Raw genomic sequence first — 11,660 nt, 5'->3', positions numbered from 1 at the left:
AGTCATTGCTGATCACGTGCATTCACGGGTCAACTCAGACATTTCTCATTCTATTCTTAGAGAAAAGAAAACGTGTGGCAACAAGGGTCTGAGCCTGTTAGTACGCGACCGCCGCTGCTTGATCAGCTTCAGGTTCGGGCTCTGTTGGAGAGGGTGTTTAGCAGTGGTTCCCAGCCTTGTTCTGAACAGTGGCGAGCAAAAAAGCTACATTCAAGTGATTAACTCCACATTCACGGTCATGTCGTTGAAGTCCCAGTCGCTCTGATTGGAGTCGTGGGTGTCCTCGTAGCCGAAGAAGTTTCTGCCCAGCGTTCTAACTTGTGTCCAGCTTTCCGAAGCGCTTGAAAACCCTGCTGTGAACAGTTGATTGGTGGTTTGGTTGATGAAAACGGGTGCGTAAAAGCCTTGATCGCTTTGGTTAAGTGTCAAGCTCGCTGTTTGTGTTCCTGACCCGCTTGTTACAAGCTTGCCTTGGTCTGGGTGAATAAGTTCGTCTTCAATCGCGGTTCGAAAGGCCTCTTTTGATTGGCTTGAAATGCCATTCACGATGATTTCGTTGTCGTTGAAATCGTCTATTTTGATCAGTGCGAATTGGTTGGTGTCATCGCATTCGCTGTTGATGGAAAGTTTGATCTGCGAATTGTCTTTAATCTCTGTAAAGTTTAAGATAGTGTCTTCGACATTCTTTTGTTGAGATGCCAGTAATGCCGCTACGGGTCTTGAAGCTTCCTGGGAGCTGGTAATGCGTAATTGCAGGTCGTCACTGTCCTCGTCGATGCTTGGATTGTCATTTAGTCTTGCACTGATTGAGTCGCTTTCCTGAAAAAAATTAATCTCCGGGAATTCAGAAAAGGTGTTTTGGTTCTGGTGGCTATGGAATGAAAAAGTGGTTCCTCCCCTGGCGTAAAACTCATGCCAGCCAAGATTGGTCGACCACTTTGTAGCTCCAACGCTTCCTAGAGTGTTGCCTCTGTTATCAGTGACTTCAAGCACGTTATGGTGTTCTGTTACTGCTCCTGTCGCTTCGAGTTGAATCCAAAGACCTTCTCCTTCAGTGACTTGAAGTTGTTTCCTATTAGACGCGACGATGAGTTGGCTGCCGGAAAGAGGCGGTCTTGATGGGAGATCGACACTTTCACTTTCTTGTGGTGAAGAGGCAAAAGCGGCTGAAGATCCTGATGATTGATTGCGCGTATCGATTGAGAAGTTGACGGAGTTGTCGGCATCGGCCCCATCGTTGTTGGTGTTGCCGGCGGCATCAGAAAATTTCGAACTGGCAACTGAGATCACACCATCGGTGGTGCTGTCAGATGTGGGTGTAAAGGTTGCGGTGTAAACGGTGCTGGAAACAGCAGTCCAATTGGAGAGGGATCCACCGGAAACGGCGACATCGGATTCGACGAAATCTGTGGCAGCTTCTGAGAGGGTGAAGGTGAGTGTTGATGTATCACCAGAACTCAGGGAGTTATCAGCATCGTCATCGGTGACGGCAATGGTGGGCGCCGTGAGGTCCGTCAGCCGGAAGACGCGCACATGCCCAGCACTCGATCCGTTGTCGTCGTTAAAAATGGAGCCGATGGCAACGGTGCTGCCATCGCGCGATAGGGAGATCTGGCCTCCGCTGTAGTCATCGGCCGCTTCTCCATCGATGTCGCTGCCGATGTGATTCCAGGCCGTGCCATCCCACTGGTAGATGCGGGTGTGGCCAGAATTCGTGCCGTTGGCAGCGTTTTGCGGTGCCCCGATGGCGACGACGTTGCCATCACCGGAAAGGGAAACCATGGCGCCACTGCGGTCGCCAGCGCTCTCTCCATCGATGTCCTCACCGCGCTTGACCCAAGCCGTGCCATCCCAGTCGTAGATGCGGGTGTGGCCTGAGTCGCTGCCGTTGCCGTCGTTGTATTTACCGCCGATGGCGACAACGTTGCCGTCGGTGGAGAGGGAAACGGAGAGGCCGCTCTGATCGCCCCCGCTTTCGCCATCGATGTCGTCACCGCGCTTGACCCAAGCCGTGCCATTCCAGGTGTAGATGCGGGTGTGGCCCGACTTGTTGCCGCCACCGCTGTTTTGTTGCGCGCCAATCGCCAGTGTGTTGCCATCGCCTGAGAGCGTGACTGCGCAGCCACTGAGGTCTTGAGCGGTCTCTCCATCGATGTCAGTGCCGCGTTGCACCCAAGCTGTGCCATTCCAGGCATAGACGCGGGTGTGGCCGGCGTTGTCGCCGGAGGCGTTGTCGTTGTATTTGGCACCGATGGCAACAACGCTGCCATCGCTCGACAGGGAGACAGCACCACCGCTGTTGTCATTCGATGCTTCGCCGTTGATGTCGCCGCCGCGCTGCACCCAGGCGCTGCCATCCCAGGCGTAGATGCGGGTATGGCCTGATTCATTGCCATTGCCATCGCCATTGTTGCTAATCGCCCCGATCGCAACGACGGATCCATCGTCAGAAATGGAGACGGCACTGCCTGAGTAGTCCGTATTCCACTCTCCATTGATGTTGTCGCCGCGTTGATCCCAGCGACTGGTGCCTGAATTCCACGCATAGATGCGCGTGCGGCCTCGCCTGTTGCCACCGCCGTCGTTGTAGTGCGCACCGATGGCCAGAATGGTTCCATCACTGGAGAGAGCAACGGAGCCGCTCTCATCACCAGCGGCTTCTCCATCAATGTCGTTGCCGAGCCGGGTGAATGGTGGCGCTGAGACCGTGTCGACGGTGAGGGTGACGGAGTTATTGCTATCGCCGCCATCGGCGTTGGTGTTGCCAGCTGCATCAGCGAAGACGCCGGAGGCAATGGAGATCACCTCATTGGTGTCGCTGCTGGTGTCTGGTGTGAAGGTGGCGGAATAGGAGCTGCCGGAACCGGAGAAGTTGGAGAGGTTGCCACCGGTTATGGAGACATCGGCCTCAACGAAATCCGTGGATGATTCCGAGAGGGTGAAGGTGAGGGTGGCCGTTTCTCCAGCGCTTAGCGACGAGACATCAGAGCTGACGGCAATGGTTGGCCTGACGGTGTCGACGGAGAGGGTGACGGAATTGTTGGCATCCGAGCCATCAGCATTGTTGGCGCCGCTTGAATTGGAGAAGACTCCAGATCCAACAGAAATGACACCGTCTGTTGTGCTGTCTGCTGTTGGCGTGAATGTTGCGGAATAGGAGGTGCCGGACCCGGAGAAGTTGGAGAGGGTGCCACCAGAAACGGTGACATCGTCAACAGTGAAGTCGGAGGAGGCTTCTGAGAGTGAGAAGGAGAGGGAAGCGGTTTCGCCAGCGTTGAGGGAGGCGACATCGGCTGTCAGGGCGATGATGGGAGCAAGGGTCCAGTTGCTGGGGATGTAGACGTTGGTTTGCTGCTGGTCGTCGAACCCCACCAGAGTGAGGGTCTGATCGCCCGTGAACGTCGAGGCCGAAGTCAGCTTCAGCACATCTTGGTAATAGAGGCGGATGTAGCCGTCGGTGCCGTAGCTAAGCCGGAACTCACCACCCTTAAGGGTCCCCTCAGCGCCGGTTTGGCTGCTGTTGTCCGTCCAACCAACCAGGGCATGCTTGGTGCCAGTGCCACCAATCCATCCGCCGAAGCTGACGTAGCGGAGGTCCCAAGGGGAGGTCTCGGCGAAGTTGTAACCCGCTGTGCCGAGCGAGTTGGTCCCTAAGTTGTCAAGAATTGACTGGCCCTCAGCACTGAGAATGCCAATCGTGGGCGGAATCCCCCCGTAGCTATACGTCAACTCCTGACCCTGCGACAGCAGGGTGTTGTATTGAATCAGTGCGTCTTCAGTGAGTTGGATTTGGTTTGGCTGTATGAGGTTGCCGCCAAACTCGGTGAACCCTGTGAAGCTGAATTCCGCTTTAATCCACGTTCCGTCGACAAAAATTAGACCCGTCGAAATGTGTCGATCGTTTGTATCAATCTCTGCGGTTTGTTGGGTGAGATGGTTTGAGAAGGTCAGGCCCTCGTCGCCTGGTGTATCTCTCTTGTTAATGATGTGATCTAAGTGGTGGCCAAACTCTTCTGTTAGGACGCTGATTGTTTGCTTGTTTGTTGCTCTGCTGAGCCAGCTTTTATTGAGATAGATCGTGCCAGTACTCTCGGCGTAGGCGCCAGCGGCGCCCGACATGGCGGCTTGCTGAAGTAGCTCAATCGGGGGAATATCGCTGGTTTCGCCCGCTGCCAGATTGGCAATTAGGGTTTTGAGCTGTTCTGGGGGGTGGTTGGAGTCGAGATGTAGCGCCGTGCTGGCTGCCGTCAGAAGCTCGCCCTCTGACGCCCATTCCTGCAGCTGCGGATGCCAAAGCTGCTGCAATGACTCTGGGGTGATCGGCGGTTCAGCTGGCGTGGGGCTGGGCTCTGCTGCGTTCGAATTGAGCGGGTTGAGCTCCGTTGCGTCGCTCGATGCTGGAGACGTGCTCTCGGTTCTCTCGTTGCTGGCGTCGCTGGTCAGGCTGGTTGGTTCACTGCCGGTCTCAGGTGCGCTGGTGCTGATGGCGCTGCTCTGTTCTGACACCGACGTGGACACCGAAGCGCCTGCTGCTTCAATCGGTGTTGCTTCAGCGGCAGCAGCTGTCTGTGCGCTGAAGCTTGCTGCAGGTGCGTTGCTTGCTTGTTCACTGAGCTCAGACATCGCGCCCTGCCTCAAGCCAGGCGAAACGATCCGCCTTGATGGGTCACCCAGTGATTGGTGATCACGCGCATGCGCGACACATCTTAAGAAACTCTCATCCAATTTTTGGGAAGGGTGAACTTTTCTCCAAGGGGGGTCTGAGCCTGTTCGTACGCGCTTGTTGTCGGCTGATCAGCTTGTGGCTTGCAGTCCGTTGGTGAGCGTCTCCTGCGGTTGCTCCCCGTACTGCTCTTGATAGTGACGGGCGAAGTGGCTGCGGCTGGTGAAGCCCATCGATGCTGCGCTGTCGCCAACACCGGTCAGGCCTTGGCTCGCTCGGCGGGCCGGGTCTAGCAGCAGTTGCCTGACGCGATCCATGCGGATCGAGCGTTGCAGTTCCAGGGGTGTGCGTTCGAAATGTTCCCTGGATCCCCGGAACAACGACGTACGCGATTGGAACAGCTCGGCGCTGAGTTCGTCGGCGGTGACGATTGCCATCGGGCGCCTGGCGCACCAATGCAGCAGGTCGATGGCGGCTTCATGGCGTGCTTCACGCTTGGCCACCAGTGAGGTGCGTGCCTTGGGCTGTTCAAAACAGCGAATCACGGTGTCCAGCAGCTGGTCGGGTTCTTCGGGGGTCCACCGCTGCTCACCCCGTGCAATTCGGTTGTTGAGCTGATCCCGCAAGGTCTGCTGAAGTTCAGGCTGTAGTTCCAGTTGATTGGTGCTCTCCCAGCGTTCCAGGGTGCGCTCGCTGCCTCCCCGTCGGTCCAGCTGCTCCACCAGGATTTCTTTGCCAATCACGATGGTGGCCAGCCGGGCACCAGCTGGGATCCTCAGGTCGAAGTCGGTGAGGTGACGGTTGTATCCCATCAAGGCTGGCCATGCCACGGGAATGCCTTGCGCCCGATAGGGCGATGACGCCTTGGACTCCTCCAGAGGGATGGCCACAGTGCATGGTTTCGGCCGCCGGGTTCCGCTGAGAAAAAGGCTTTGATTGGTTTCCAGCAGATTGAAGCGAATCGCGCCGAGGTGAAAGATGCGCAGTCGGCCCTGGAGCGGCCCGCGGCTCATCTGCAGCGCTACAAGATCAGGTGAGAGTGGACTGAAGAGCTCCTGCAGGCCTTGGCAGCTGGAAAATGTGCTGTCGAACTGAATCACCGACGGGCCGAAGTCGTACTGGAACTGTTGCTGTTCGTGCGCCCGATCGTTCGCGATGGTGAGCCGATGCGTACGCGATTGTGTTCATTCCTGGATGGCGGCTGCGTGGTCGAGGCTGCTGTTGACGGTTTGGTCGGACACTGGTGTCGTTTTTCGCGCGCTGGTTGTTGTCAGTGGTGGTTCGTTCTCTGCTCGCTGGCCTTGCGGCGAGCTTGTTGATTGCCGAGCCGGTTGCCGCCCAGCGCAATCCGATCACGTCCTTCACGCGACTGTGGGGTGAGTGGGATGTGGTCCCGAACACGCAATGGGCTCCCAAGGCTGTCGATCCATCGGCGCAGCCCGATCGCTCGATCCAGATCTTCAAATTTCAGCCCGTCGTTCCTTTCCGACTGAACGACGACTGGACCGTGCTGACGCGCACGATCTTTCGCTTCATCTCCTTGCCCACGGCGGATCCCCTGATAGGGCTGTCGCCAGCAGGTGGGCCCGCACTGCTGGGCTGGGATCAGCGCAGTCAGGCCGGCCTGGCCGACATCAGTCCCACCGCCTTTCTGGTTCCGGATCTCGGCCCTGACTTAACCATCGGCCTGGGCTCATCGCTGGTGGTGCCTGTCGGTGATGGCGCGATAGACAGCGGCAAGTTGTCCGTCGGTCCTGCACTTCTGGCCTTTTTTCATCGCGGCTCCTGGGTCGTGGGGGCGCGCATGCGCAATGTGTGGTCGGTGGGTGGCCAGTCCGATCGCGACGACGTCAACCGCATGGTGGTGCGTGGACTGTTGCGCTACCAATTGAATCCCGACTGGTATCTGATTTCCTCTCCGATCATTGCCGCCGATTGGACCCAGCCGGATGGCAAAGGCTGGGTCGTGCCGGTTGGCGGCGGTGTGGGTCGCTCGTTCCGGCTGGCCGGTCAGCCCATGCAGGTGTCGGTGGAGGGCTACTACAACGCGGTGAAGCCTCAGGTGTTGGGTGAGGAGTTGCTGGGTGACTGGACGATCCGCACCCAGTGGCAGATCCTCTTTCCCAACTGAGCCGCATCAGCGCCGGTTCGAGCGACTGAGGGTCGCGATAAAGGTGCGTCGACCGAAGCGGCGAACCCTGTGGCGCCCCCGCGGCAGCCAGCGGGTGGTGTTGCGCAAGGCCTTCAACCATCCGGCCACATAGTCGCGATGGCGCTGTGGACTGAGAACCCAGCGCGCGAGGTAGGACGAGCCAACACCCAGGAGCAGAATCCGACCGATCCACATGCGCGGGTTCTTGGTTCAAGCCGCCAGGTTGCGGAAGCGGGTGAACTGGGGCTCGAACAACAGCTTCACGGTGCCCACCGGACCGTTGCGGTGCTTGGTCACGATCACTTCGGTGATGCCGCGGTCGGGTGTTTCCGGGTTGTAGTACTCGTCGCGGTAGATCATCAGCACCAGGTCGGCGTCCTGCTCGATCGAGCCGGATTCCCTCAGGTCGCTGAGCATCGGTCGTTTGTTGGTGCGTGACTCCACGCCACGGCTCAGCTGGGAGAGCGCGATCACCGGCACGTTCAGCTCCCGGGCCATCTGTTTGAGGGCACGGGTGATCCGCGAAATTTCCTGCACGCGGTTGTCAGGGCTCGATCCTTCCATCAGCTGCAAGTAGTCGATCACCACCAGGCCTAGCTCCTTGCCCTGTTCTGCCATCAGCCTGCGGCAGAGCGAGCGCATTTCCAGCACGCCTGAATTCGGTTTGTCGTCGATGTAGATCGGCAGCTGGCCGAGTGTGTTGATGCCTTGCCCCAGGAGCGGCCACTCGTCCTGTTGCAGCCGACCGGTGCGCAGCCGACCGGCTTCGATGCCCACCTCCATCGACAGCAGCCTGTAAGTGAGCTGCTCCTTGCTCATTTCCAGGGAGAACACGCAAACCGGCAGGTCATGCAGCTGCGCCACGTTCTTGGCCAGGTTGAGCACGATCGAGGTTTTTCCCATGGCGGGACGTCCGGCCACGATGATCAGGTCACTGCGTTGCAGGCCCTGGGTCATGGCATCCAGGTCGTAGAAGTTCACCGGGATGCCCGCCACGGAGGTGCCCAGGGAGCGGCTTTCGATTTCGTTGAAGGTGCTGGTGAGAATCTCCGCCGTGGGGGTGAGACCTTTCGATGGTTTTTCCTGGCTGATGGCAAAGATCGTCTGCTCGGCTTTGTCGAGCACCTGCTCCATCGGCAGGCTTTGATCAAAGCCCAGTTGAATCACCTCGTTGCCGGAGCGGATCAGCTGGCGGCGCAGGAACTTGTCCATCACCAGTCGGGCCACCTGCTCGATCGACGCGGTGGAGGCCACGCGTTCGACCAGCTCCACCAGCCGGCTGCTGCCGCCAACTTTCTCGAGCGCACCTGTATCGGCCAGCCAGGCCGTCATCGCCGTGAGGTCGGTGGGTTTGCCCTGGCTGTGGAGCATCACCGCCGTGCGGAAAATCTCCCGGTGGGCATTGAGATAGAACGCTTCCGGCTGCAGCACATCCGCCACACGGCCGATGGCATCGGGGTCGAGCAGGATTCCGCCAAGAACGGCTTCCTCGGCTTCCAGATTCTGGGGAGGAATCGAGTCAGGCAGGGCTTCAAAGCTGGGCTCGTCTCGTTGGCGACCCTTGCCGAAACCGCGGCGTCCCCCCTCGGCGGACTCGCCGCCAGGACCAGGCATGGGAACGCTCACCATGGTGGCAGCTGCTCGAAGATGATCAACACTCTGACGCACCTTCACCGGTCACGTCAGAGTGTGTGCGCGGTCGCGATCAGTAGCTGACCACTTCCAGGTTGATCTCAGCGGTCACTTCGCTGTGAAGCTTTACTTGCACCTTGTAGTTGCCGGTGCGATGAATGTCGGGAACGGTGATGTCGCGACGATCCACTTCTTTCTTGGTGGCCTCCTCGATCACTTCGGCCACATCGCCGTTGGTGACGGTGCCGAACAGCACGTCGTCATCACCGGTCTGCTTCTTGACGGTGAAGCGGCCGATGGTGTCGAGAGCGGTGCGGAAGGCAACCGCTTCCTGCTTCAAGGCGGCCTGACGCTCGGCTTCCTTGGCGCGGCGGTGTTCCACCTGCTTCATCACTGCGGGAGTGACAGGAACGGCTTTGCCGAAGGGCAGCAGGAAGTTGCGGGCGTAGCCGGGAGCAACGTCCACCAGATCGCCGTCACGGCCGAGGCTGAGAACGTCCTCGTTCAGGACGACTTGTACGCGCTTGGCCATGGAGAACGATCCTGACGACGTCGAATGAGCAGTCGGTAACTTTACGACGCCGCCGGCAGGCGTACTTTCTTGGCCAGGCCAAGGGCGCGCATCAGACGGATGTGCTCCCAAGTGAGGTCGATTTGGCCCGGCTGAAGACCGTGACGTGCGGAGTGGGGGAAGGCGTGATGGTTGTTGTGCCAGCCCTCGCCAAAGGTCAGCGCTGCCACCCACTTGTTATTGCGAGAGGCGTCGCCGCTGTCATGGGCCACGGTGCCCCAGCAGTGGGTGGCGGAGTTTACGAGCCAAGTGACGTGATAAACGAGCACCAGGCGTAGGGGGATGCCCCAGAGCACCAGCCCCCAGCCGCCGGCGCCGGTGGTGCTGCCGATCCAGAACAGCAGCCCAGCCAGGGGCAGTTGAAGCGCCAGGAACCAGTTGTTCAGCCAGCGGTAGTACGGGTCCTTGGCCAGGTCACCGGTCATGCGGGGCACGGCCTGCATGGCCGGGATCGCCTCGAACATCCAGCCCATGTGGCTCCACCAGAAGCCGCGATGGCTGTTGTGGTGATCCGCATCCGTATCGGAGAACTTGTGGTGATGGCGATGCAGCCCCACCCAGTCGATCGGGCCGTGCTGGCAGCTCAGGGCACCGCAGGTGGCGAAGAAGCGTTCCAGCCATTGCGGCAACTGGAAGGAGCGGTGGGACAGCAGACGGTGATAGCCGATGGTGACGCCGAGGCAGGCGGTCACCCAGTAGAGAATCAGCAGGCTGGCCACGGCTTGCCAGCTCCAAAAGGTGGGAGCCAGGGCCAACAGGCTCAGGGCGTGAATCACGATCATGAATCCGATTGTGAGCCAGTTTTTGCCACGCTCTGCGGGCACGGGCTGTTCGCCCTTGCGTGGTTGGTGCAACAGGGTTGCCAGCTGCAGAGCACGGTGCGAGGCTGCAGGGCGACTGGGCGGTGACGGCGTGTCAATCACGCTGGAAACCATGGTCTGATCCGTTAGATGCCCAAACATTACATCCGATACGGATCCGTATCAAGCAATGAGCAGTGTGAGTGGTTCTGATCATGTGACCAAGGGTTACCGGCAGCGCCTCGAGGAAGGGCGTCAGGCCATGGCCCACTTGATCCATGTGTGGCACGAGCGCAATGGTTGGTCCCATAAGGTTTTGCCAGCCTTAGCCGATGCGCTGGACCTGGGTCGGGTGCATAACTCCCAGATCTCCAACCTGCGCAACGGCAAGCTTTCATCTCCAGGCCCTGAACTCTTCCTGGCTCTGGGGCAGGCCAATGCAGTGCTACATCAAGGGGTTGAGCCGATCCACGCCCACCTGGCTGAAGTCCATCCCGATCTGCTGCGGGTGCTCAGTGACAGCGCAGTTCCCTTGCTAGGGGTCGATGGGGAGCCTCTGGGTGCCGGTGATTTTTTGGAAATCTTTGTGGGCCTCGGACCCCTGCCCCCCGGTTTCGACTGGCGCATCGACGCTGGTGAAGCGGCTCAACTGAGTGCTGCGATGGCCGACAGTCTTTGCCGCGGGCAGGCCTGGCGGCAGTGTCGTGATGCGGTGATGGAGGCCTATCCCGTCACCAAGCCCCAGCGTCGCGAGCGTTTTGCGGAGGTGATGGCCGGCCTCAGGGAATACAGCGCTGAAGAACTCGACGGTGAATTCCTCGATCTCTATGCCACGCACCTGGCCCTGGAGGGGAACAAGGGCCAGACCGCCGAAGCATTTTTAGGAGAGTTGCGGGCTGCGGCTCAGCCGGGGTAGCGCGCCTGACGCACCCGACGGGTGAGGCCAAGTTTCTGCAGCAGGCGGATGTGCAACCAGGTGATGTCGATCTCAAACGGGCGCAGGCCGTGACGTGCGCTGGCGGGGAAGGCGTGATGGTTGTTGTGCCAACCCTCTCCAAACGACAGCACCGCCACCCACCAGCAGTTGCGTGACAGGTCGGGGCAATCGAAATTGCGATAGCCGAAAGCGTGTGTGGCGGAATTCACCAACCAGGTGACGTGATACACGACCACCAGGCGCAGGGGGATGGCCCAAAGCACCAGGCCGAGGCCACCGCCGTGAACGCCCGCAGCATTGCCGTACCAATAGAGCGCCAGGCCGATGGGAATCTGCAACAGCAAGAACCAGCGATCCAGCCACACGTAGAAGCGATCGTTGATCAGATCGCCGCCAAAGCGTTCCTTGTGCTCCAACGCGGGAATGTCGTGAAGCATCCATTCGCTGTGGCTCCACCACAGACCGCGTCCAGCATCGTGGTGGTCGTTGGGTTGATCTGAATATTTGTGGTGATGGCGATGCAGCGCCACCCAATCGATCGGTCCGCTCTGACAGGCGAGTGTGCCCATCACCACCAGCACGCGTTCCAACCAGCGGGGAACCTCAAAACTGCGGTGTGCCACCAGGCGATGCAGGCCGAGGGTGACGCCCAGCACGGTCGCCCAGTAAAGAACGCCGAAGGCGATCACCCCTTGCCAGCTCCAGAAGCGCGGCAGCAGAGCCACGGTTGCGAGCACGTGCATCACCACCATGAAGGAGGTGGTGCCGACCTTGAACTTGCGCTGTCGGCGGGGAAGGCGTTCACGGGGCGCCATCACCGCAGCGCGCATGCGCAATTCGCGGGTGGAGCTTGTGTCTGCCGGAGTGCTGATAACCAAGAAGTTTCTCCTTGAACCGGTTTTGCT

General features: G+C 59.4%; 9 protein-coding genes. 2 read left to right on the top strand and 7 right to left on the bottom strand.

Going from position 1 to position 11,660, the window contains the following annotated elements:
- Positions 1–210: 210 nt before the first annotated feature.
- Entirely contained in the window at positions 211–4,623 is a 4,413-nt protein-coding gene (locus SynA1560_RS12845) for an Ig-like domain-containing protein (protein WP_186500738.1), read from the bottom strand.
- A 171-nt stretch (positions 4,624–4,794) separates the two neighbouring features.
- Complete coding sequence (locus SynA1560_RS12840; protein WP_255476977.1) at positions 4,795–5,676, bottom strand: helix-turn-helix domain-containing protein; 882 nt, start codon at positions 5,674–5,676, stop codon at positions 4,795–4,797.
- Between the two features lie 230 nt (positions 5,677–5,906).
- On the opposite strand from SynA1560_RS12840, the gene SynA1560_RS12835 reads away from it, so the two are divergent.
- A complete protein-coding gene (locus SynA1560_RS12835) occupies positions 5,907–6,794 on the top strand; it encodes a neuromedin U (RefSeq protein WP_186469618.1) in 888 nt (295 codons plus the stop codon).
- Between the two features lie 6 nt (positions 6,795–6,800).
- On the opposite strand, the gene SynA1560_RS12830 is transcribed toward SynA1560_RS12835, so the two are convergent.
- The 4 genes from SynA1560_RS12830 to SynA1560_RS12815 form a co-directional block, all read right to left on the bottom strand.
- A complete protein-coding gene (locus SynA1560_RS12830; RefSeq protein WP_186471249.1) occupies positions 6,801–7,010 on the bottom strand; it encodes a hypothetical protein in 210 nt (69 codons plus the stop codon).
- 15 nt (positions 7,011–7,025) lie between these two features.
- The gene (gene dnaB / locus SynA1560_RS12825) at positions 7,026–8,444 is read right to left on the bottom strand and encodes a replicative DNA helicase (protein ID WP_186469617.1); all 1,419 of its coding nucleotides are present in this window, start codon (positions 8,442–8,444) and stop codon (positions 7,026–7,028) included.
- Between the two features lie 76 nt (positions 8,445–8,520).
- The gene (gene rplI, locus SynA1560_RS12820; protein ID WP_186469616.1) at positions 8,521–8,979 is read right to left on the bottom strand and encodes a 50S ribosomal protein L9; all 459 of its coding nucleotides are present in this window, start codon (positions 8,977–8,979) and stop codon (positions 8,521–8,523) included.
- Between the two features lie 41 nt (positions 8,980–9,020).
- Positions 9,021–9,953, bottom strand: a complete 933-nt coding sequence (locus tag SynA1560_RS12815) for a fatty acid desaturase (protein WP_186500736.1) — start codon at positions 9,951–9,953, stop codon at positions 9,021–9,023.
- Between the two features lie 55 nt (positions 9,954–10,008).
- On the opposite strand from SynA1560_RS12815, the gene SynA1560_RS12810 reads away from it, so the two are divergent.
- Complete coding sequence (locus tag SynA1560_RS12810) at positions 10,009–10,734, top strand: hypothetical protein (RefSeq protein WP_186469614.1); 726 nt, start codon at positions 10,009–10,011, stop codon at positions 10,732–10,734.
- Here SynA1560_RS12810 and SynA1560_RS12805 read toward each other — a convergent pair.
- The gene (locus tag SynA1560_RS12805) at positions 10,722–11,585 is read right to left on the bottom strand and encodes a fatty acid desaturase (protein WP_255476976.1); all 864 of its coding nucleotides are present in this window, start codon (positions 11,583–11,585) and stop codon (positions 10,722–10,724) included. The two genes, SynA1560_RS12810 and SynA1560_RS12805, sit on opposite strands and share 13 nt — an antisense overlap.
- Positions 11,586–11,660: the final 75 nt, after the last annotated feature.

The sequence above is a fragment of the Synechococcus sp. A15-60 genome, assembly GCF_014280095.1.
Classification (GTDB): Bacteria; Cyanobacteriota; Cyanobacteriia; order PCC-6307; family Cyanobiaceae; genus Synechococcus_C.
The sequence above is the reverse complement of the archived record's forward strand: the minus strand, read 5'-3'. Positions and strand labels throughout refer to the sequence as shown.